Genomic DNA, 23,285 nt, shown 5'->3' on the forward strand with positions numbered 1-23,285 from the left:
TCCTTAAGTTAAGTTATTCCACGAATTGTTAAGTGTTTTTTTAATCTCTATAGCAATAATACATATAACCGCTAACAAAATGACTAAATGCACTGTAAGTATCGTGTTTAGGTCAAAAACGGATTGTTGAAATAAAAAAGTTTGTAGTTTTTCATGTTGGGTGAAAAATAGCGCAATAATAACTATGTGGGTTATCACAAATGCAGTGAAAAATAGCTTTAAAAATAAATAGCATATTTGGTAGCTGCGAGCGCCCATAGCACGTCTTAATGCAAGCTCTGTAGATGATTTAGCAGTAAGCTGTTTAATACTGCTGTAGTTGTATAAAAACGCAGAGAGTAGAAGAATTGAGGAACACACAACGGTAATTATTAGTAATGCATTTCTAGGGGCTTGCTCATTTTTTACTAAAGATGAAAGGGGGGTAAGTGATAAATCGTTAAAGTTAACACTTAATGCTCTTACTGCCCTTTGGAGTTCACTTTCAACTTGTGTGATGGGCGCATGAGTTTTAATTATAATTGTTTCAAAACCTGTCAGGGCACTTATTACATTATATACAGTTGGCTGAACCGGTGTGTCGGCCCCTTCATTATAAATATCATTAACAACGCCAACTACTTTATGTTTTACTTTTCCAGTATCAAATTGGGCTAATAAATAAGCTTGGCTTAGTTCTGTGCCTGCAAAGTATTGATCCCATAAAGCGCTGTTAACGACAATGTTTTGGTACTGTTGCCATTGCACACTTTGCCCAAAAATAAGCTTAGCGCCAATAGTTTTAAAGTAATGCGGGCTCACTCTATGGCTTGCGGTACTGGCGCTTTTAACCGAACTGATAGCTTGTCCGGTAACGGTGTACCATGCACTAAACCCACTGCGATCTGATAGTGGCGGGGCAGAGCTAAGTGATACTTCTTCAATAATGGGCAGTGAATTTAATTGCTGAATTAATTGTTGAGCAGAGTTATTTGCATTAAAGGCCTCGCTAGGTGATTGTGGAAAACTAAAGCTGGCAATTAGAATATTATCTGCATTAAAACCCATACTTTTATTATTTAAATTAATCTGGCTGTAAATAACCAAACTACTAATGTAAACACTTGTAATAGCAAGGCTAGTAAGTAACGAAAGCAATGAGAACACTTGTACTTTTTCGCTTGTTGTTGCACTTTGGCCGCGTCCAATACTGCTGTGTACCCACCTTCGCTGAAAATAACTAAGCGCCGATAAAAAAGTAATAATAACTATGTAAAATACCGCCAGCGTAAATAATGAAAAAGAGCTGCTTAGCTTATTCAGGCTTGGTAATAAAATTGCGCTAATGCGGTCGCTCAGTGGATACAAAACGCACATTACAATAATAAGTAGTAGGCTTGTGAGTGCAATATCAATAATTTGCTGCACAAAAATGTGTGTGTTATTGGCTCCACATAGTTTGCGTATAGTTTCTTCTTGTTGCTTTTTAATTGACTCTGCACAGTAAAATGCACAAAAGGCAATAAAGCTAAATGAGAGTAAAATATAATAAAGTAACTGCAATAAGTTTAGGCGCTTTATTATTTTATTAAAGTGAGTAGGGCTAACGCCAATACCATCACTAAACTTAAGTTCGGTGTTATCAAATATAAACATTTCGTTTTGTAAGTGCTTATTTAGCAAGCTTAAAAAGAGTGTTTTATTTTTAACGTTTCCTAAAATATACGTAAAAGTATCTGGGGTCAGGCTACTTTCTTGAGGCAAAATGCGCTTGAGTTGCGAGTAAGAAATAAGGAGTTTAGGTTCATAGGCACGTTTAAAGCTTTTAAACTCTTTTGGCATTACAGCAACAATGTTTATGCTTTTATTATTAACAACAAGCTGTTTGCCAATAATATCAGTGACACCTTTAAAATGAGTATGCCAAAACGAATAGCTAATGGCGGCACTTAGTGCGCTGCCTTGTTTTGGGAAATCTAGCTTCTCAAAGCTGCCTAAAGCAGGAATGATACCTAATTGTTTATAACCCCCGATATAAAGCTTACCTTAACAGGCTCGCTATCATGATTAACCGAAAGCTTTAATGATAAATCAATAGAGCGTTCAAAAACGCCGACTAAATCTTGGTGCAATAAGGTTATTTCATCAAAAATGTACTCATCAACGGGTAAGTCATTTTGAGTGTCACTTAAGTAAACTTGTTTAATGTTGTGGATGTTATTTATTGCCGTGTGATCGGCTGATAAAAACTGACTATGAATATTATTTATATTTAAAATTAAACACAAAGGAATACTCAGCAACAAACAGCTAAGCCATAATTTAGTATTTTGCTTAGCATATTTTAGCCAGTTTAAGGTCAGATCAGTAATTAAGTTCAGCATCAAAAACCTTGCGCACTAAGCTGTCCGTCTTGAATATACAAACGCGTTTTTGCTGTTTTAGCATGGTTTTCATCATGTGTTATTAAGCAAATTGTTTTGCCATCGTCGTTTAGCTTATTGAGTAACTGATATATTTGTTCGCTATTACTCGAATCTAAATTACCCGTTGGCTCATCGGCTAAAATAATAGAAGGCTCATTTATTAATGCTCTAGCAATAGCAACTCTTTGTTGTTGCCCGCCTGACAATTGGCTTGGCTTTCTATCAATAAATTCAAGCATATTTACTTTATTAAGCGCAGCTTCTACTTTTTTTTGGTAATCCTTCCTAGGCACCGATTTGTTGTAACTGAGTGGCAAAGCCACGTTATCAAATACGCTTAAATGATTTAATAAATTAAAGTTTTGAAATATAAAACCAAGTTCTCTGTTTTTAATGGCTGCAATAGAGTCGGGTGTTAAGTCTGCTGTGTTAGTGCCTAAAATAGTGTATTGCCCTTGGCTAGGTAAGTTTAGTAAACCTAAAATAGAAAGTAGGGTACTTTTACCACTGCCAGAAGTACCAGTTATTGCAATGTAGTCACCACTGTTTATTTTAAAACTTACAGCTTTGAGGGTATCAATTTTGGTATTAGGGTATTGATAAAAAATATTATTAAACTCTATTAACGGATAACTCATAACTGACACCTCATTAAAATACTTCTTTCAAATCAAGGTAACTTTGAGTGGCATAAGCTGCTGGTAGTAATAAAACATAGTTACCTTGTAGCGACTCATCAAAGCTTAAAGTGTCTTGCTCAGTCGTTTTGTAATTTATATGAGTAAGAATAGCTTTGCTGGAGGGCGTTATTTCATATACTTTCCACAGACTGTAGTTATCAAAATCATTCGGTTTTTTAATGTTTTGAGCTACTAAAGATTGCTCCAAATAAATATGAGCTTCTATTGCTTGGCTGCTTCTAAGCCATGATGGAGGGGAAGCGTCTAATACTAAAAATACATTAATAGCGCCATTTCTTATTACCGTATCAATATAATCAACCTTAGCTGCAATTGTGCCACTGGGTGTAACTATGTCTGCTTTTTGGCCAATTTTTAACTGAGTGGATGAATACTGAGGGACTTGTATTTTAGCCAGTAAGTTGTCGGTCTCTATTAACTCAAACAGCGATTGCCCTTGAGTAACCGCTTGACCTAATTTAGCTAAGTTTTGGCTTACGGTACCGTCAAAGTTTGCTGTGAGTGTTAGTTGCTCTTGACGCCTTTGTAAATAGCTAAGTTTGTTTTTTGAGATGTTTACTTTGTTATCAAGCGCAATTAATTGCTGATCAAATGCCTCTTTAAATAGACTAAGTTCACCATTTTTGGCATTAACTTCAAGTTCACTTTGCTTGTAAAGCATTTCGCTTTGCTTAAAGCGAATTGCAGAAATAATACCTTGTTCCATTAAGACTTTATTAGCATTTAATTCAAGCGCTTGCTGCTGCAATGCCATTTTAGCTTTTGATAAGTCGACTTTAATTTGCGAGAGCTTAATTGCTAAATTACTTTTATCAATAGCTACTTGGGATTCTAAATTAAGCTGCTCATAACTCGCATTATGTATATCTTGTTCCAATTCGTAGTTAGTTAGCTTTGCTAATACTTGGCCTTTTTTTATAGCTTGCCCTTCACGAATTGTAAGTGTGTTGATATTGCCTTTTAGCGGCGCAGACAAAAGCTCTCTTTGTGTAGGCTCTATTGTACCAATCCCTTTTAATACATTGGGTAATGATACTTGAGAGACTAATATTGGCTTTAAATAACGTTCAGGAATATCATTTGAGAAAAGTAGTATCTTAATTAAATAACCCAAAGCCAATAACAACAATAAAGCCGCAATAGCGATAGGGTATCTACTTTTTTGTTTAACGATTAAATACTCTTCCATTAGTACAACCTACTTGTGCTTTTGTTATTTTAAAATGTGGTAAACGCTGTTTTAGTTAGGATTTTTATTTTCCTTAAGTAAAGGGTGTAAGGGTAAGCTAGCTGAGTAATATTTTTTAGCTGGCAGTTAATGGTTTGATTTATCACCAACTCCGTTCCCAAAACACATTCAGTTATATCACCACTAAGTTAACTATGTAAATTTTATTTTAATGGAATTTAGTGGAAGAAAGGTTTGATTATCTTGTTTGTTGATGAAGCAGGGCAAGGTAATTACTACGTTGCTACATAAAAGCACTTTTTTTATAAGTGATCTTAGGTTTAGGGGGGTATTGCTAACAATGAGCAGTAGCTCGGGATTAATTTTATCGACGTAGGTAGGGTTGAGTGAAACGAAACCCAACGGTTATCTGAAAGTTGCCTTTGAACTTAAAACTTTAGGCTTATATGGGTTAGTATCAACTCCTAACTCGTAGAGTTTTTTATTAAAAAATAAATTGTCTAACATATCATTAAAGACGGGGTCATTAGCTGCAAATTTACAACACGGTCCAAGTATAATTGTGTCAATTATATTTATTCGAAAACTTACTTCAAGATAGCTTTTAATAAAGCCATTAGAGTTTATGAATTTCACATCTTGAGGTGGTGGCAGTTTTTCAATGAAAGAAACTAACCTTACTTCACCTTCGTCTATAAAAGCCTCATTTTTACCTGTTGTTATAAATGCGATAAAGTTATCAAGAAAGTTACTTCTAGCCTCAAATTCAAATTGATCACTATCAAAAGTTGAGGCTAATTTTAATAAGTTTTGTGCTTCTGTGTTTAATTCTCCTTGTTTGTAAACGCAATTCCCAGCAATGCGGTAAGTATTATTTAGACAGTGTCGTAATGCTGATAAATTGATACTAAAACATATTCCTGTACCGTTATCTGCATATCCCCGCCACTGGCTTAAAGAATCTGGGTTTTTACTAAAGCTCATTATATGTATATAGTGATTTTCAATATGCTTTTTGAAAAACTTAATATTTTTAATGCCTTTATTAAACCCTTCATTTGAAATATTTAATTTTTTCATTAACTCAGGTTTTTGTTTTTCTAAATTTAAAAGAAGATTAATATTATGATCTATCTTTGTATAGTCATTCATTGCTCTTGCGTCGCCAAACCGAAAGGTTCTGCTATTCACAATAGAGATAAAAGCATCCAAAGATGTGTAGTGATAGACTAGCTCGTTACTTTCTTCAGTATCCATATGATCAACTCTCCATTTAATAATAGAAAACGTTCAGATAACAAAAAAAGCTCTAGACCCAAAGGGCTTAGAGCTTTTCTATATACAATTAAAGTTTAGCTAAAACACTTAACTTCAACGTATCGTTGGGTTTCGTTTCACTCAACCCAATCGACTATTACTCATCAATTGAGCGTAGTAGGGCGTTTATACCTACTTTTTCACGTGTTTGCTTATCTACTTTTTTTACGATGATTGCAGCGTATAGGCTGTGAGTACCATCTTTTGACGGTAGTGCGCCTGGTACAACTACTGCGCCTGCTGGTACGCGGCCGTAGTGAATTTCGCCAGTTTCGCGGTCATAAATACGGGTGCTTTGGCTGATGTAAACGCCCATTGAAATTACTGCGCCTTCTTCAACAATTACGCCTTCCACAATTTCAGAACGAGCGCCAATAAAGCAGTTGTCTTCAATGATGGTTGGGTTAGCTTGTAGAGGCTCTAAAACACCGCCTATGCCAACGCCACCCGATAAATGTACGTTCTTACCAATTTGTGCACACGAGCCTACAGTCGCCCATGTATCAACCATGGTGCCATCGTCAACGTATGCGCCAATATTTACATAAGATGGCATAAGTACTACGTTTTTACCTACAAAGCTGCCTTTACGTGCTACAGCGTTTGGTACTACGCGCATACCGCCTTGTTGAAATTGCTCTGGCGTGTAGTCGCTAAATTTAAGCGGTACTTTGTCGTAAAACTGATTTACGCCGTCGTTCATTGGTTGGTTGTCGCGAATACGAAACGACAGTAACACTGCTTTTTTAAGCCACTGGTGTACAACCCATTCACCTGATATTTTTTCAGCAACGCGTGCTGCGCCGCTATCAAGTAAATCAAGTGCGTCGATAATAGCTTGTTTTACGTCGCTTGATACTGTGCTTGGGCTAATGCTATCGCGGTTGTCCCATGCGTTTTCGATCATCGTTTTTAAATCTGACATGTGTGTCCTCTATTCTGTTTCGGCGTTGAATTTTTTACGTAATGCCTGATGAATTTTTGCTTGCTCTTCATCAGTCAGCGCTTGGTATTCGTTATTAGATACAACAAAGAAATCCTCTGCACGTTCACCTACTGTTGTAATACGGGCAGCGTGAATGTGTAGTAAATGCGCTTGGAAAACTTCGGCTATTTTGGTTAGTAAACCTTGTATATCGACGGCTTGAATTTCTATTAAGCTACGGTCTTTGCGTGCATGTGGGCGCAACACAATTTTAGGTTTAATATTAAAATCTTTAAAGCGTTGAGAGCGGCTCTTTTTAAAGCGAATTTTTTTACGTGGATCGCTAAGTGCTTGCTCAAGCCCGCGTTTAATTGATTGCGCTCGACCACTTGCAATAGGGTCGCCACTTACTTCAAGTATTACAAAACTAAACAGGACGTAACCATCTTTTGTGGTCAGTACTTGCGCGTGCTGTATTTGTGCTTTTTTAGAGCCAATTACACTCACTAATCTCGCAAATAGCGCACCAGAGTAGGGGCTGTATACAAATACTTGTGTACCACCATGCATTGCTTTGTTAGATACAATTACACTGGGTTGGCTTAAATCGGTGCTAGTTAATAAATGCTCACTTTGCCACGATATTTGCTGTTCGCTAAAGGCGGTAAAGTAATTGGCTTTAAAGCGACTCCAAATTAAATCAATTTTATTCTCAGGGTAACCTAAGTTGAGTAGACGTTGTTTAGCTTGGTGCTTTTTATCGCGAATTTGGTCGCGTTGATCCATTGGGTTTTCGAGCCCTAAGCGCAACGCGCGTTGCGTGTGCAAGTACAATTCACGCAGTAGGGTGTTTTTCCAATCGTTCCATAAGTTGTCGTTGGTTGCACGGATATCGGCAACGGTTAAACAATATAAATAGTCGAGTTGGCGCTCTGTTTTAATACGTGTTGCAAAGTCTTTTATTACAGCAGGGTCGTTAATATCTTTACGCTGCGCGGTAACCGACATAAGTAAATGGTTACTTACAAGCCATGCTACTAATTTTGCATCAGAGGATGAAAAACCATGTAGTTTAGCAAAGGCTATAGCATCAACAGCGCCAAGTTCAGAGTGATCTCCCCCTCGTCCCTTAGCAATGTCGTGAAATATACCGGCTAAATAAAGTAGCTCTGGTTTGTCCATTCGAGTGACTATTTCACTACAAATAGGAAACTCGCTAATGCCAGTTTTATCAAAGTATTCGTAAATATTTTTGATTAATTTGTGAGTATGCTCATCTACGGTGTAGGCGTGAAACAAATCGAACTGCATTTGTCCAAATATATTACGCCACTGCGGTAAGTAGGCGGCAAGCATGCCGTGTTTGTGCATTAACGTAAATGCGCGGCCCATACCATTAGGGTGTTTAACTAAGCGTAAAAAAGCTTCACGACAGGCTGCATAATCTTGTAAATCCCCCAATAAACGGCGGCGTACTTGGCGGATTGTACGAATAGTGCTTGGGTAAATATGCGTTATTGCAGGGTTGTCTGCTATGTGCTCAAACAATACAAAAAGTTGGTCACGTCTAAAAAATACAGATGGATCTTTTACGCGTATTTGATGGCCCACTTGCTCAAAGTTTCTGTCGAGTACTATCACCGTTTTTTCACTACTTTCGGGCATGATACTTTGCTCAAAGTATGAAAGTAGCATTTGGTTAAGTTCGCGCACGCGGCTCATTATTCTAAATAAGCGCTTCATCATACGCTCAACAGAGGCTTTACCGTCGCTACCAAAACCTAAAATTTCGGCGGCTTGTGGTTGATGATCAAACAATAAGCGGTTTTCAGCCCGACCTGCGGCTAGATGCAGTGCAAAGCGAATATTCCATAGGTTCTCTAGGCACTCTGAAAGCTCTTGAAACTCTTCATGGGTTAAGTAGCCGTGACTTATTAACTCTTGCAGGGTTTCGGTTATAAAGTGCTTTTTTGCGACCCAAATAATGGTTTGCAAGTCGCGCAGGCCACCGGGGTTTTCTTTAATGTTTGGCTCAAGATTATACGCGGTGCCATGGCACTTTTTGTGACGTAAGTTTTGTTCTTGAACTTTGGCAGTAAAAAACTCACCGGAGCGCCATACGGGGGTTTCTAGAATATGCGTTTTGAGTTTTTCAAACTCAATATGATTACCAAAAATAAGGCGGCTTTCGAGTAAACTGGTGGCAAAAGTAACGTCTTCACGTTTTTGCTCAATGGCTTGTTCTATCGTGCGCACGCTGTGGCCAATCTCTAAGTTGAGATCCCATAGCATGGTGACAAACTGGCCTATTTTTTCGCATATTTCTTCGCTTGGTGGTTTAGTTACAAGCAATAAAAAATCGATGTCGGAGTAGGGATGTAGCTCGCCACGTCCGTATCCGCCTACTGCTATTAGTGCTAAATCAGGTTCGCGCGCTAAGTCGTAAACATGAAAAAGCTTAATTAGTAGGCGGTCAATAAACTCAGCCCGGGCATTAATTAAATTCCCAACCGGTTGTTTAGAAAATTCGTTATGTAACCATTTATAAAAATAGCTAGAACAATCGCGATAATCACTAAGTTGCTCTGCATCGCTGAGCAACTTTTTTACTTTGTTGGGTAATGCCACGTGGGCTGGCTCCTAATTTCTTATTTATTATTAGTGTTCTATGATCCTGTCGATAGTATCATCTGATCGTAGCGTTAAAATTTCAACACCATTTTCAGTCACTAATAAAGTATGTTCCCACTGTGCAGACAAGCTGCGGTCGCGAGTTACTACAGTCCAATCATCTTTAAGTAGCTTACATTGGCGTTTACCCGCATTAACCATTGGTTCAATTGTTAAGCACATGCCCGCTTTTAAAGTTTCGCCAGTACCCGCTTTACCGTAGTGCATTACTTGTGGTTCTTCATGAAATCCTGCGCCAATACCGTGGCCGCAATATTCACGAACAATAGAGTAATTAAAACTTTCTGCATATTTTTGAATAGCAGAGCCAATATCACCTAAGCGCACACCTGGTTTTACCATTTTAATAGCAAGGTATAAGCTTTCTTGTGTTACTTCTGCAAGACGCTTAGCTTGGATGTTTGGTGTACCAACGTGGAACATTTTAGAAGTATCGCCGTGGTAGCCATCTTTAATGACAGTTACGTCAATATTTACGCTGTCGCCTTCTTTTAATGCTTTGTCATTTGGAATTCCGTGACAAATAACATGATTAACTGACGTACAAACTGATTTTGGAAAGCCATGATAATTTAACGGAGCAGGGATTGCTTGTTGCACATTAACAATATAATCATGACAAAGTGTATTTAGCTCATCGGTGGTAACACCCGGCACTACATGAGGGCCGATCATTTCAAGTACATCGGCCGCTAAGCGCCCAGCTACGCGCATTTTCTCTATTTCTTCAGGGGTCTTGATAATAGCGCTCATTGAGGCTCCAAAGTTGAGTTTCTAACATTTATCGCCGAACAAATTTTGCACGCGACGTTGAGTATTTAATTTTAATATGGTATAAAGCGCGCCGTCTTTTTACAAATAAATTCTTAAATGATTTTTTGTATTTAAGGCAAACACAATTTTATTTTAACACACACACGTATCGTCACATACACTTGGGTGCATTTGAAGTTTAATTACTTCGGTGTTGGTGCTATGGGATATGTGGAGGCCTAACCCTAAACAACTATAGAGGATCTATAAAATGGCAAACGTTTCAATGCGCGATATGCTTCAAGCTGGTGTTCACTTTGGTCACCAAGCACGTTACTGGAACCCTAAGATGAAGCCTTTCATCTTCGGCACACGTAACCGTGTACATATCATCAACCTTGAGCAAACTGTACCAATGTTCAACGACGCACTTAAGTTTTTATCAAGTGCTGCAGCTAACAAAGGTAAAGTTCTTTTCGTTGGTACTAAGCGCGCAGCAAGCGACGCAGTTAAAGCAGCTGCTTTAGAAAGCGATCAGTTCTTCGTAAATCACCGTTGGTTAGGTGGTATGTTGACTAACTGGAAAACTGTACGTCAATCAATCAAGCGTCTTAAAGACCTTGAAGTACAAAGCCAAGACGGTACTTTCGAGAAATTAACTAAGAAAGAAACGTTAATGCTTAACCGCGAAATGGAAAAGCTTGAAAAGAGCCTTGGTGGTATCAAAAACATGGGCGGTCTTCCAGACGCGCTTTTCGTTATCGATGCTGACCACGAGCACATTGCTATCCGTGAAGCAAACAACCTAGGTATCCCTGTTGTTGCAATCGTTGATACTAACTCTAACCCAGACGGCGTTGATTACATCGTTCCTGGTAACGATGATGCTATCCGTGCTGTAAGCCTTTACACTAGCGCTGTTGCAGCTGCTATCACTGAAGGTCGCGAGAATAACATCGTTGCTCAAGCTGAGAAAGACGATTTCGTTGAAGCTGAGTAATTAGCTATCATCAAGTCTTCATCTTTTTAAGGTGAAGACTTGTTATTCTTGTAGAGCGGGTAACCCGCTTATCTAAACCAGATTTCAGATTTGAGGATTTACTAATGGCTGTAACTACTGCCCTAGTTAAAGAATTACGCGAGCGCACAGGCGCTGGCATGATGGATTGTAAAAAAGCGTTAACTGAGACTGATGGCGACATCGAGTTAGCGATTGAAAACATGCGTAAAAGTGGCGCTGCTAAAGCTGCTAAAAAAGCAGGTAACATTGCTGCTGAAGGTACTATCATCATCAAGCAAAACGCTGGTGTTGCAGTACTAGTAGAAGTTAACTGTCAAACAGACTTCGTTGCAAAAGACGTAAGCTTTTTAGCATTTGCTGATAAAGTTGCTGAAGCTGCAATTGCTGACACTCTTACTATCGAAGACTTACAAGCTAAGTTTGAAGAAGACCGTGTTGAGCTAGTAACTAAAATTGGCGAAAACATCAACGTACGTCGTCTGCAGTACATCGCTGGTGAAAACCTAGTTGAGTACCGTCATGGCGACCGTATCGGTGTTGTTGTTGCAGGTGTTGCTGATGAAGAAACACTTAAGCACGTTGCAATGCACGTTGCTGCTTCACGTCCAGAGTACTTAACTCCTTCTGACGTACCAGCTGACGTTGTAGAAAAAGAAAAGCAAGTACAAATCGAAATCGCGATGAATGAAGGCAAGCCTGCTGAAATCGCTGAGAAGATGGTTGTTGGTCGCATGAAAAAATTCACTGGTGAGGTTTCTCTTACTGGTCAAGCTTTCATCATGGAACCTAAAAAATCTGTTGGCGATATTCTTAAAGAGAAAAACGCAACAGTTACTGGCTTTGTACGTGTAGAAGTTGGTGAAGGTATCGAGAAGAAAGAAGAAGATTTTGCTGCTGAAGTTGCTGCTCAAATTGCAGCTGCTAAAGGTCAGTAAGATTAACTATTTGTGATGCAAAAGGAAATTAGATGCAATTAAAGTACTATTTGGTTTTGCTTCACAGCTAGAAATTCTTTAAAATAACCGCGCTTTTATGTTTAACATAAGCGCGGTTATTTTTTATCCATAATTCAATAAAAGTTGGCCCCTATACTATGACTATCAATCGCAAACCTATTTTTAGACGTGTTCTTCTCAAATTAAGTGGTGAAGCTTTAATGGGAGACGAAGGCTTCGGCATCGACCCTAAAGTTTTAGACCGTATGGCACAAGAAATTAAAGAGCTAGTAGAGCTTGACGTAGAAGTGGGTTTAGTTATTGGTGGAGGTAACTTTTTACGCGGTGGTTCACTTGCAGAAGCAGGTATGAACCGCGTAGTAGGCGACCACATGGGTATGCTTGCAACGGTTATGAATGGCCTTGCAATGCGTGATGCGCTACACCGTGCATTTGTAAACTGTCGTTTAATGTCGGCTATTCCGCTAAATGGTGTATGTGACGCTTATAACTGGGCTGAAGCAATTAGTTTATTGAAAACTGGCCGCGTTGTTATTTTTGCAGCGGGCACCGGTAACCCATTTTTTACTACCGATTCTGCAGCGTGTTTACGCGGTATCGAAATTGAAGCGGATACAGTAATTAAAGCGACTAAAGTGGATGGTGTGTACAGTGATGATCCTGTTAAAAACCCAGAAGCGACGCTTTACAGCCACTTAAGCTACAATGAAATCATTGAAAAAGAATTAAAAGTTATGGATTTAGCGGCATTTACTCTAGCCCGCGATCACAATATGCCATTGAGCGTATTTAATATGAATAAATCAGGCGCGCTAAAACGCGTAATTATGGGTGAAGAAGAAGGAACACTTATTTCTTCACAAGCCTCAGATGAAATAATCAAATAATTAGGATTAAACCGTGATTAACGATATTCAAAAAGACGCGCAAGCGCGCATGCAAAAAAGTGTAACTGCACTAGGTAGCCAATTATCTAAAATTCGTACTGGCCGTGCACATCCTGCAATCCTAGATGGCATTATGGTGTCGTACTACGGTGCACCAACGCCTTTAAACCAAGTTGCTAACGTAACAATTGAAGATTCTCGTACACTTGCTATTGGTGTATTTGATAAGTCTTTAGCGCAAGCTGTTGAAAAAGCAATTATGGCGTCTGACTTAGGTTTAAACCCTATGTCGGCAGGTACTGTTATTCGTGTACCTCTTCCTCCACTTACAGAAGAGCGTCGTAAAGACCTAATCAAAATTGTACGTGGCGAAGTTGAAGGCGGTCGTGTTGCTATTCGTAACATTCGTCGTGATGCTAATGGCGATGTAAAAGGTTTATTAAAAGATAAAGAAATATCTGAAGATGAAGCGCGTCAATCAGATGATGCGATTCAAAAACTTACAGATAAGTTTATCAAAGAAATGGATACTCTATTAGCTGCTAAAGAAGCAGAGTTAATGGAAATCTAAGTAAGTCCCTGTTTATCTTTTGAGGTTAAATTTGCAGTAGTGTGTTTGGCTTTAAGGCAAGGCAGAGCCTACGTAGTGTGGTTATTTCCCATTATTAGGCGATAGCAATGCATAAAATCTAAAAACGCGCTGCCCAAAGGGTTCTGCCTAGATTGAATAAATTACAATCCTGAAAGGTCGACAGGACCTATTAAAATTATTAGTTTTGAAACGCCGTCTAGGGTATACTAGGCGGCGTTTTTTTATGGAATACTCGATATTTATGGTTCTAGATGCTGACACAATTTCACAGCAATGTTTACCCAAACATGTTGCTATCATCATGGATGGGAACGGACGTTGGGCACAAGCTAGAAATAGACCTCGTGTGTATGGGCATAAAAAAGGCGTAGACGCAGTTCGTCAATCTGTTCAGTTTTGTACTAAATTAGGGATACAATCGTTAACCTTATTTGCTTTTAGTAGTGAAAACTGGCGCCGCCCTGAAGACGAAGTAAACACTTTAATGGAGCTTTTCTTATTTGTTTTAACAAAGGAAGTTAAAAAGCTTCATAAAAACAATGTAAAACTGACCATTATTGGAGACTTATCACGATTTTCTGAAGGATTACGTAGCAAGGTAGACGCTGCGCATAAGCTGACTGAAAATAATACCGGATTGCGCTTAAATGTTGCAGCTAATTACGGTGGTCGTTGGGATATGGCTAACGCGGCTAAACAACTTGCTTTGCAAGTTGCGCAAGGCACACTCAACGCAGAAGATATTACAGAAGAGCGCTTAGCACAGCATATGAGCATGGCAGATCAGGCAGAACCTGATTTACTTATTCGCACTGGTGGCGATGTTCGTATTAGTAATTTTTTACTATGGCAAGTTGCTTATGCAGAACTTTACTTTACCGAAACACTTTGGCCTGATTTTAATGAAGCAGCATTTGCTGAGGCTATAGCGTGTTACGTTGCCAGAGAGCGACGTTTTGGTTGTACGGGCGAACAAATAAAACAATTACTCGCTCAAACCTAAATAGAATAAGGGTCACATTTTGTTAAAACAACGAATTTTAACCTCACTTGTGCTTGCACCATCGGCATTAGCTTTGGTTTTTTATACACCGCTTACGTTATTTAGTTACTTTGCCGGTGCAATAGTATTATTAGGCGCATGGGAATGGTCTGCGTTTATGGGTTTATGCGATAAGCTCAAACGTGGTGCTTTTGTTGTATTGATTGCAGCCTTACTTGGCCTGCTTAATTTACATTGGCCTATTGAATCACTATGGGAAAGTGGCAAGCTAGTAGGTGATGCGAATTACTTATTTACGCTTTCGTTTGCTTGGTGGATTGTTGCTAGTTATTTAATTTGGCGCTATCCAGAAATGGCTAAAGCGTGGAATGAAGGTCTAGTAATGCGCGGCATTGCAGGTTTATTAACACTTGTGCCGTTATGGCTTGCACTAAATACGCTGCGCAGTGCGCAATATGCTGAATCAACACATTTTGGCTCTGTACTTATTTTAGTCGTATTGGGTATTGTGTGGAGTGCAGACGTTGGTGCTTATTTTTCAGGTAAGAGCTTTGGTAAGCATAAACTTATGCCAAAAGTGAGCCCTAATAAAACAATTGAAGGGTTAGCAGGCGGTGTAGTCGCTTCTATCATTTTTGTTTTAGCATTTTGTCACTTTACCGATGTTGATTTAGGTGTTTGGCCTATCTACGCGATAATGACTGCATTTATTGCATTGTTCTCTGCGGTAGGTGATTTACTTGAAAGCATGTTTAAACGTGAAGCTGGTTTAAAAGATAGCGGCCGTTGTTTACCTGGGCACGGCGGTATTTTAGATCGCATTGACAGCTTAACGGCTGCAGCTCCAATGTTTGTAATGTGCTATGCGTGGACTCTTAGTTTATGAGCCAAAAGCAATTGCTGGTTATTTTAGGCGCAACAGGTTCAATTGGTTTAAGTACACTAGATGTTGTATCGCGCAATAAAGAGTTATTTGATGTTTTTGTTTTAGCTGCAGGGCAAAACGCAAAAAAAATGGCTGAGCTGTGTATTGAACACGAACCACTTTATGCGATTATGGCTACCCAGCAAGCCGCTGAGCAGCTATCTGCTTATTTAGCTAATACACCATGCCAAACGCTTGTTATGCACGGCGAGCAAGCAATGTGCGACTTATGTGCTCACCCAGATGTTGATGTCGTGATGTCGGCAATTGTAGGTGCAGCTGGTTTACTGCCAACATTAAGTGCAGTCGAAGCAGCTAAAAAAGTACTCCTTGCTAATAAAGAATCGTTAGTTATGTCAGGTCAGTTGTTTATTGATAAAGTTAAACAACATAAAGCGACCTTGCTGCCAATTGATAGCGAACATAATGCTATTTTTCAATGTCTACCTTCTTCGTTACAAAATGCCAAAGGCGATCAAAATTTACAGCAACATGGCGTAAGTAAAATTTTGCTTACCGGTTCTGGTGGCCCGTTTTTAACGCGCGATCTAAACACACTAAAAGATGTAACTGTAAGTGAAGCCGTGGCGCATCCTAACTGGTCGATGGGTCAAAAAATATCAGTAGACTCGGCCACTATGATGAATAAAGGTTTAGAGTTTATTGAAGCTAAGTGGTTATTCAATTGCGACACCAGTGATATAGACGTAGTGATTCATCCACAAAGTATTATTCACTCAATGGTGCAATATCATGACGGTTCTATTTTAGCGCAAATGGGTAACCCAGATATGCGCACGCCAATTGCCCATGCACTTGCATACCCGGAGCGAATGAATGCAGGCGTTAAACCGTTAAACTTCTCTGATATATGTGATTTCTCATTCACCAAGCCTGACTTTTCTCGCTATCCAAATTTACAATTAGCGATTGATGCGTGTAGTGCAGGGCAGGGCGCTACTACAACGGTTAATGCTGCAAATGAGATAGCAGTAAGTGCATTCTTAAACGGTAAAATTAGTTTTACTGATATATACAAAATAAATGCACAAACGCTTGAAGCTGCAACGTATACCAATGTACAAAGCTTAGATGAAATTTTAGAGTGCGATAAATTAGCGCGTATTAGCGCTTCAGAGTTTATAACAAAAGTGGCGCATTAATATGTTTGATTTTTTTTGGAATCTTGGCTCATTTATTTTAGCGCTTGGCATTTTAGTGGCCATACATGAATATGGCCATTTTTGGGTTGCACGAAAAATGGGCGTTAAAGTGCTGCGTTTTTCAATTGGTTTTGGTAAGCCACTGTTAAAATGGCACGATAAATATAATACCGAATACGTGATTGCCGCTATTCCATTAGGCGGTTATGTAAAAATGCTTGATGAGCGTGTTGATGACGTGCCGGCAAACCAACGTCATTTATCGTTTAACGCTAAATCTGTACAAGCACGTATTGCCATAGTTGCAGCGGGTCCAATGGCCAACTTTTTGTTTGCCATTTTTGCTCTTGCTGTAATGTATATGGTGGGTGTGCAGTCGGTAAAGCCTGTGGTAGGTAGTATTACCGAGGGTAGCCGGGCAGAGCAAGCGGGCATTATGCCTTCTCAACATATTATAAAAATTGGTGATGATGATATAACGACCTGGCAAGATGCCACGTTTGCACTTATGTCTAATTTAGGTGAAGAAAGCGTTGAAGTGATAGTGCGCGATAAAAACCTTCAACCACGTGTTAAAACGCTTAATTTAGAGGGGTGGAAATTAGATCAGCAAGACGTGCCACCATTAAGCTCGTTAGGTATTGTACCGTTTAGACCTCAAGCAACTTTAACAATTGCCGCCGTAACTAAAGACTCAGCTGCAGAACACGCTAATTTACAAGTTAATGACACAATTTTGGCTGTAAACGGTGAAACAATAAGCAATTGGCAGCAATTAGTTAATCTTATTACGCAATCAGCTAACAAATCTTTACAATTTAGTGTAAAAAGACAAGATACTATAAAAGCCATTACAGTAACCCCTAAAGGGCGCATTGATAATAACGGTATTGAGCAAGGCTTTTTAGGCGTAGCTCCTGTTGTACAGCAATGGCCTGATGGTTATGTAGAGACTAGACATTACGGTCCGCTCGATAGTATCTTGCGAGGCACAAAAGAAACGTGGCGCTTAATTACACTCAGTTTTGATATGATTGGTAATTTAATTACAGGCCAGGTTTCGGTTAAGAATTTAAGTGGCCCTGTGGGCATTGCAGTAGGCGCTGGAACTAGCGTAAGCTATGGGTTAGTGGCCTTTTTAAGCTTTTTAGCCTTAATAAGCGTTAACTTGGGTGTATTTAATTTATTACCCTTACCAGTGCTTGATGGTGGACACTTAATGTATTACATAATTGAACTTTTTCGTAAAAAGCCGGTCTCTGAAAAGACACAAGAGTTTGGTTTTAAAGTGGGCGCCTTGTTGCTCATTTTTCTAACATGTTTCGCTTTGTTCAATGATGTATCGCGTTTGTAGTTTTACAGCGTGGCAAATTACTAATTAGAACACGATTGTAAAGCACCACTTTAGTAGGGTGTTATGCGGTAATACAGTTGTAAAGGATAAAGATAATAAAATGGCTATAAAAAAACATTTGGCAGTAACAAGTTTATTGGGTGCAAGTTTTGCAGCCCTAGGCCAAAACTCCTTTATTGTTGAAGACCTGAAAGTTGAAGGTTTGCAGCGTGTAGCACTTGGTGCAGCGCTAACACATATTCCTATTAACGTAGGCGATAATGTTGATGACTATACGATTTCAAAAACAATAAAGTCACTTTATCGTTCTGGGCACTTTGATAACATAAAAGCCCTTCGTGATGGCAACAACGTTATTTTTAAAGTAACGGAACGTCCTACCATCAGCTTCATTGAGTTTGAAGGCAATAAAGACATTAAAGACGAGCAGCTTAATGAGTCTCTTGATCAGCAAGATATTCGCCAAGGTGAACCACTTGATAAAACCGTTATCGATAGTATCGAAAAGGGCTTAGTTGAGTTTTTCCACAGTATTGGTAAATACAACGCTAAAGTAGATATCAGCATTACTAAATTGCCTCGTAACCGCGTTAAACTTAAATTAGAGTTTGATGAAGGTGATGCAGCTTCTATCCGACAAATTAACTTAGTGGGTAATGAACTTTTTTCTAATGAAGAGCTTCTTAAACTTGCTGAATCGCAGCAAGATTTACCTTGGTGGCAGTTTATGGGTAGCGATCGCTACCAAAAGCAAACCATTGAAGGCGACTTAGAAAAAATTCGTAGTTATTATTTAGACCGTGGTTACCTACGTTTTAATATCGATTCAACGCAAGTATCAGTGAGCCCTGAACGTGAATCAGTTTACGTTACAGCTAATTTAACTGAAGGTGTAAAATATACCGTTAAAGGCTTTGACTTTATTGGTGACTTGCTTGGCCGTGAAGACTTAATTAAAAGTGTTATCCCACTTAGAGCGGGTGAGCTTTACAATGGCTCAGTCGTTACTTCGTCAGAAGAATTTATTAAAAGCTACTTAGCACGTTTTGGTTACGCTAATGCTGAAGTACGTACAATTCCAGAAATTGACGACGAAAAGCAAGAAGTACAACTAACACTATCGGTTAATCCAGGTAAGCGTGTATATGTTCGTCGTATTATTGTTGGTGGTAACCAAAATACAGCTGATGAAGTACTTCGCCGTGAAATGACACAACTTGAAGGCGCCTGGTTATCTAATCAAAACCTTGAGCGTTCAAAACTACAAATTCAACGTTTGCCTTACATGGAAACTGTTGATTTTAACGTAGTGCCTGTACCAGGTGTGGATGACCAAGTAGATGTAGATTTTACTGTAAAAGAGCAATCAGCGGGTAGCTTTAATGCTGGTCTTGCTTATGGTTCTTACTTAGGTCTGCAGTTTAATATTGGTGTAACAGAATCTAACTTTTTAGGCACAGGTAACCAAATTGGTTTAAACCTTAACACGTCTACAGGTTCTGAAAGCTTAAGCTTATCGTACACAGACCCATACTTTACGCCAGATGGTGTATCGCAAGGCAGTAGCATCTTTTACAGAAACTACGATGCAAGTAAATTCAGTCTTGTTGAGTACAAATCAAAAAGTTATGGTTTAGGCACAAATATTGGTTTTCCAATTGATGCTGTAAATCGTGTTAACTTTGGCGCCCGTTGGATTAAAGAAGAGCTTTCGGATATTGCAGAGTACGAGCAAACGCGTGTACTTCGTGAAACATTCTTAGATCCAGACAACCCAGATGCAGGCTTTGACTTTACTAAGTATGAGCTGAGTGTTGGTTGGTCGCGTATTACAGTTAACCGTGGTTTATTCCCAACAGCGGGTTCGCGTCAAACTCTAAACTTAACAGCAACAACGCCTAACTCAGATCTTCAGTACTTTAAACTGAATTACGATTCGCGTTTTTACTGGCCTATATCAAATGACCACCGTTGGGTATTTTCAACGCGTGCAGCGCTTGGTTATGGTAATGGTTATGGTTCTACAAACGGGTATGAGCAAACACTTCCATTCCAAGAGTACTTCCGTATAACGGAAATGGAACTTCGTGGCTTTGACCGTAATACAATATTACCACGTGCTGTATCGCGTATACCGCAGTCTATTCCAGGTACGCCAGGTGCAGACGGTACTACAACCGGTAGCATTGGTGGCGCATCAGAATTTGATATTCTAGTGCCGCAAGGCCGTATTGGTGGTAATGCTAAAGCAGTGGCAGGTATGGAGCTAATTGTTCCTACGCCATTCTTAGATGAAGAAAATACCAGCTCTGTACGTACTAGCTTCTTTGTTGATGCTGCAAACGTATGGGATACTGAGTTTAACGTAGACCGCTATCAAAACTTAGGCGTTGATGAACGTGCTAAATTAGATGACTATTCAGACCCAATGCGCTTTAGGGTTTCAACCGGTCTTTCATTACAATGGATCTCTCCAATGGGTCCAATGCTGATCAGTTTTGCGTATCCATTGCAAAAAGAAGAAGATGACGATACGAAAACCATCAGCTTTAACATTAGTAACACTTTCTAAAGGAGTTTTTTGTGAAAAAATTATTTAAATCAACAGCTGTAGCAGTTTTAGCAACTTTAATGATGGGTACTTCTGTGAATGCATTTGCACACAAAGTAGGTATTGTTGATATGCAGGAAATCTACAAGCAAATTCCTCAAATGGCTAAAATTGAACAGTCTTTACAAACTGAGTTTGCTGAACGTCGTCAAGAGCTTGAAAAGTTACAAGGCGATATTCGTTTTGAAGCTGAAAAATTTAAACGCGAAAGTACAACTATGAGCCAAGCTCAAAAAGATGCACTACGTGATAAAATTCAAGGCATGCAAAAAAATCTTGCTGAACAAGGTCGTCCTTTAGAGCAAGAAATCAAAGCGCGCCAAAACCAAGAACTTGCTAAAGTTCAAGGTGTAATCATCAAAACAATTGAAGAAATTGCTAAAGACGGCGACTTCGACGAAGTTAAAGTAAAAGACACAACAATTTACTTTAATCCTAAAGAAGTAACTGATCTTTCGTCTAAAGTTGTAGCTGCAGTTAGTAAGAAATAATCACTCTATGCAAAATTATACGCTTTCGCAAATTGCGGAACTTCTAGGCGCCGAACTTCAGGGTGATGGCGCTTTAGAAATAAAAAAAATAGCGACACTTGCAAATGCCCATTCTGGGCATATTGCATTTTTAGCGAACTCAAAATATCGCTCGCAACTTGAAACTACTCAAGCTAGCGCTGTAATAGTAAGCCAAGCCGATGCTCAGTTCTTTAGTGGTAGCAAAATTATTGTTGCTAATCCGTATGTAAGTTACGCAAAATTAGCGCAATTTATGGATACAACACCACGCTCAGCCTCGACGGGTATACATCCAAGTGCCACTGTTCATTCAACAGCGATTGTTAGTGACAGCGCCGCTATAGGTGCTAATGCAGTCATCGAAGCTGATGCGGTGATAGGTGACAATGCGCAAATTGGTCCGAACAGTTTTATCGGAGAACGTGTTAAAATAGGCTCTGGCACTAAGCTTTGGTCTAGTGTGACTATTTATCACGATGTTGAAATTGGTTCAGATTGTTTGTTTCAAGCAAATAGTGTTGTAGGTAGTGATGGGTTTGGCTATGCGAACGAACGCGGGCAATGGGTAAAAATACCTCAGCTTGGTTCAGTGATCATAGGTAACAAAGTTGAAATTGGTGCAAGCACGACAATTGATCGTGGCGCCCTGGACAATACCATCATTCATAGCAATGTTATTATCGATAATCAGTGTCAAATAGCGCACAACGTTGAAGTTAATTCAGGCACCGCAATTGCGGGCTGCACCGTACTTGCAGGAAGCGTTACCATTGGCAAAAACTGTCAAATTGGTGGCATGGTTGCAATTAATGGTCACATGTCTGTATGTGATGGTGTTATAATTACCGGCATGAGTATGGTGACAAAATCAATCACCGAACCAGGTATTTACTCATCTGGTATGCCCCATACAACAAACAAAGAATGGCGTAAATCAATAGCTCACTTGCGTAACCTTTCAGACATGAAATCTCGTCTTAAAGCGCTGGAAGCATTGGCTAAGTCATAACGTTGAACACTAATAAGGATGCTATTTTGGCAAACGAATTAAATAGCCTTGATATTCAAGAAATTTTAAGTTTATTACCGCACCGTTACCCGATGCTATTAATTGATCGTGTTATTGATTTTACACCTGGAAAATCTTTACATGCTATTAAAAATGTTTCTATAAACGAACCTATATTTACTGGCCATTTCCCAAATCAGCCAATTTTTCCTGGTGTGCTAATATTAGAATCAATGGCGCAAGCCACGGGTTTATTAGGTTTTAAAACAGTAGAAAATCGTAGTGAAAACGAACTATATTTATTTGCTGCTGTTGATAACGCACGTTTTAAACAGCCAGTGATCCCAGGTGATACAATGCATCTTCACGTTGAGTTTTTAAAAGAACGTCGCAACATTTGGAAGTTTGCAGCAGAAGCTAGAGTCGACGGCAAAGTAGTGTGTAGTGCCGAAATTATGTGTGCGAGAAGAGAGTTTTAATAGTGATCCATTCTACAGCAATAATCGAACCTGGCGCTAAACTAGGTAACAATGTCTCAGTTGGTCCGTATAGTTATATTGGCAATGATGTTGTTATCGGTGATAACTGTATTATTGAGTCTCATGTTGTTGTTAAAGGGCCATCAACTATTGGCTCTGGCAATCATATTTTTCAGTTTGCGTCTGTGGGCGAAGCCTGCCAAGACAAAAAATACAACAACGAGCCTACCACATTAATCATGGGTGATAACAATGTTATCCGTGAATGTGCCACTATTCACCGCGGTACAATTCAAGACCAAGGCGTTACTAAAATTGGTAGTAATAACTTATTTATGGCTTATACACACGTTGCACATGACGCAGTAATTGGCGATAACGTAATTTTTGCTAACAATGCAAGTGTGGCTGGCCATGTACATGTAGGCGACTGGGTTATCTTAGGTGGTAATTCGGGAGTTCATCAGTTTTGTAAAATTGGTGCTCATGCCTTTATTGGTATGTATTCAGGTGTTAACAAAGATGTACCACCTTTTGTTACTACCATTGGTATGCCAGCAGGTCCTGCCGCTATCAATAAAGAAGGCATGAAACGTCGTGGTTTCGAAAGTGATGAAATTATGGCTGTACGCCGTGCATACAAAGCGTTTTACCGTAAAAGCTTAGGTGCTGAAGAAGCGATTGAATCTCTCACAGAAGATGCTGAAAAGTACCCTGCTGTGAAATTGATGGTCGACTTTGTTAAAAGCTCAGAGCGCGGCATTGTAAGATAATTCGCGCGTTTTGCTTCAA

The 23,285-nt window shown here is 39.3% G+C and carries 21 protein-coding genes; 13 read left to right on the forward strand and 8 right to left on the reverse strand.

The window, feature by feature from the left end; all coding sequences use genetic code 11:
• Positions 1-3: 3 nt before the first annotated feature.
• The 8 genes from H5157_RS08620 to map all read right to left on the reverse strand — a co-directional run bounded on the left by H5157_RS08620 (position 4) and on the right by map (position 9,981).
• Entirely contained in the window at positions 4-1,821 is a 1,818-nt protein-coding gene (locus tag H5157_RS08620; RefSeq protein WP_182724533.1) for a hypothetical protein, read from the reverse strand.
• Between the two features lie 170 nt (positions 1,822-1,991).
• A complete protein-coding gene (locus H5157_RS08625; protein WP_182724534.1) occupies positions 1,992-2,363 on the reverse strand; it encodes a hypothetical protein in 372 nt (123 codons plus the stop codon).
• The gene (locus H5157_RS08630) at positions 2,363-3,043 is read right to left on the reverse strand and encodes an ABC transporter ATP-binding protein (RefSeq protein ID WP_182682336.1); all 681 of its coding nucleotides are present in this window, start codon (positions 3,041-3,043) and stop codon (positions 2,363-2,365) included. The genes H5157_RS08625 and H5157_RS08630 overlap by 1 nt, the downstream gene beginning before the upstream one ends.
• 13 nt (positions 3,044-3,056) lie before the next feature.
• Entirely contained in the window at positions 3,057-4,295 is a 1,239-nt protein-coding gene (locus tag H5157_RS08635; protein WP_182716211.1) for an efflux RND transporter periplasmic adaptor subunit, read from the reverse strand.
• A 405-nt stretch (positions 4,296-4,700) separates the two neighbouring features.
• Entirely contained in the window at positions 4,701-5,552 is an 852-nt protein-coding gene (locus H5157_RS08640; RefSeq protein WP_182724535.1) for a DUF2971 domain-containing protein, read from the reverse strand.
• A gap of 157 nt (positions 5,553-5,709) precedes the next feature.
• Positions 5,710-6,537: a 2,3,4,5-tetrahydropyridine-2,6-dicarboxylate N-succinyltransferase gene (gene dapD / locus H5157_RS08645; RefSeq protein WP_002958324.1), complete on the reverse strand. Its 828-nt coding sequence runs from the start codon at positions 6,535-6,537 to the stop codon at positions 5,710-5,712.
• Positions 6,538-6,546: 9 nt separating this feature from the next.
• Entirely contained in the window at positions 6,547-9,165 is a 2,619-nt protein-coding gene (gene glnD, locus H5157_RS08650; RefSeq protein ID WP_182724536.1) for a [protein-PII] uridylyltransferase, read from the reverse strand.
• A 30-nt stretch (positions 9,166-9,195) separates the two neighbouring features.
• On the reverse strand, positions 9,196-9,981 hold the full coding sequence (map, locus tag H5157_RS08655) for a type I methionyl aminopeptidase (RefSeq protein ID WP_002958322.1): 786 nt from the start codon (positions 9,979-9,981) through the stop codon (positions 9,196-9,198).
• A gap of 271 nt (positions 9,982-10,252) precedes the next feature.
• On the opposite strand from map, the gene rpsB reads away from it, so the two are divergent.
• From rpsB to lpxA, 13 genes are all read left to right on the forward strand, one after another.
• Positions 10,253-10,981 carry a 30S ribosomal protein S2 gene (gene rpsB / locus H5157_RS08660; RefSeq protein WP_024596499.1) on the forward strand — a complete coding sequence of 243 codons (729 nt, stop codon included), beginning with the start codon at positions 10,253-10,255 and terminating at the stop codon, positions 10,979-10,981.
• Positions 10,982-11,085: 104 nt separating this feature from the next.
• Positions 11,086-11,937 (forward strand): translation elongation factor Ts, encoded by an 852-nt coding sequence (gene tsf / locus H5157_RS08665; protein WP_002958320.1) that lies wholly within the window; start codon positions 11,086-11,088, stop codon positions 11,935-11,937.
• A gap of 158 nt (positions 11,938-12,095) precedes the next feature.
• Complete coding sequence (pyrH, locus tag H5157_RS08670; protein ID WP_024596498.1) at positions 12,096-12,845, forward strand: UMP kinase; 750 nt, start codon at positions 12,096-12,098, stop codon at positions 12,843-12,845.
• A 49-nt stretch (positions 12,846-12,894) separates the two neighbouring features.
• A complete protein-coding gene (gene frr / locus H5157_RS08675; protein WP_206013162.1) occupies positions 12,895-13,416 on the forward strand; it encodes a ribosome recycling factor in 522 nt (173 codons plus the stop codon).
• Positions 13,417-13,660: 244 nt separating this feature from the next.
• Positions 13,661-14,440 carry an isoprenyl transferase gene (locus tag H5157_RS08680; protein ID WP_024596497.1) on the forward strand — a complete coding sequence of 260 codons (780 nt, stop codon included), beginning with the start codon at positions 13,661-13,663 and terminating at the stop codon, positions 14,438-14,440.
• Between the two features lie 19 nt (positions 14,441-14,459).
• Complete coding sequence (locus H5157_RS08685) at positions 14,460-15,326, forward strand: phosphatidate cytidylyltransferase (RefSeq protein WP_024596496.1); 867 nt, start codon at positions 14,460-14,462, stop codon at positions 15,324-15,326.
• Positions 15,323-16,528, forward strand: coding sequence for a 1-deoxy-D-xylulose-5-phosphate reductoisomerase (gene ispC / locus H5157_RS08690; protein WP_182724537.1), 1,206 nt, complete (start codon positions 15,323-15,325; stop codon positions 16,526-16,528). Before H5157_RS08685 ends, ispC begins: the two co-directional genes overlap by 4 nt.
• A 1-nt stretch (position 16,529) precedes the next feature.
• Entirely contained in the window at positions 16,530-17,882 is a 1,353-nt protein-coding gene (gene rseP / locus H5157_RS08695; protein WP_182724538.1) for a sigma E protease regulator RseP, read from the forward strand.
• Between the two features lie 100 nt (positions 17,883-17,982).
• Complete coding sequence (bamA, locus tag H5157_RS08700; RefSeq protein ID WP_024596248.1) at positions 17,983-20,454, forward strand: outer membrane protein assembly factor BamA; 2,472 nt, start codon at positions 17,983-17,985, stop codon at positions 20,452-20,454.
• 11 nt (positions 20,455-20,465) lie between these two features.
• Positions 20,466-20,984, forward strand: a complete 519-nt coding sequence (locus H5157_RS08705; protein ID WP_002958312.1) for an OmpH family outer membrane protein — start codon at positions 20,466-20,468, stop codon at positions 20,982-20,984.
• Positions 20,985-20,991: 7 nt separating this feature from the next.
• Positions 20,992-22,014 (forward strand): UDP-3-O-(3-hydroxymyristoyl)glucosamine N-acyltransferase, encoded by a 1,023-nt coding sequence (lpxD, locus tag H5157_RS08710; protein ID WP_182724539.1) that lies wholly within the window; start codon positions 20,992-20,994, stop codon positions 22,012-22,014.
• Between the two features lie 26 nt (positions 22,015-22,040).
• Positions 22,041-22,493, forward strand: a complete 453-nt coding sequence (gene fabZ / locus H5157_RS08715; RefSeq protein ID WP_002958310.1) for a 3-hydroxyacyl-ACP dehydratase FabZ — start codon at positions 22,041-22,043, stop codon at positions 22,491-22,493.
• A gap of 2 nt (positions 22,494-22,495) precedes the next feature.
• The gene (lpxA, locus tag H5157_RS08720; protein WP_182724540.1) at positions 22,496-23,266 is read left to right on the forward strand and encodes an acyl-ACP--UDP-N-acetylglucosamine O-acyltransferase; all 771 of its coding nucleotides are present in this window, start codon (positions 22,496-22,498) and stop codon (positions 23,264-23,266) included.
• Positions 23,267-23,285 lie beyond the last annotated feature (19 nt).

Source organism: Pseudoalteromonas sp. SG43-3 (assembly GCF_014164385.1).
Lineage (GTDB): Bacteria > Pseudomonadota > Gammaproteobacteria > Enterobacterales > Alteromonadaceae > Pseudoalteromonas > Pseudoalteromonas distincta.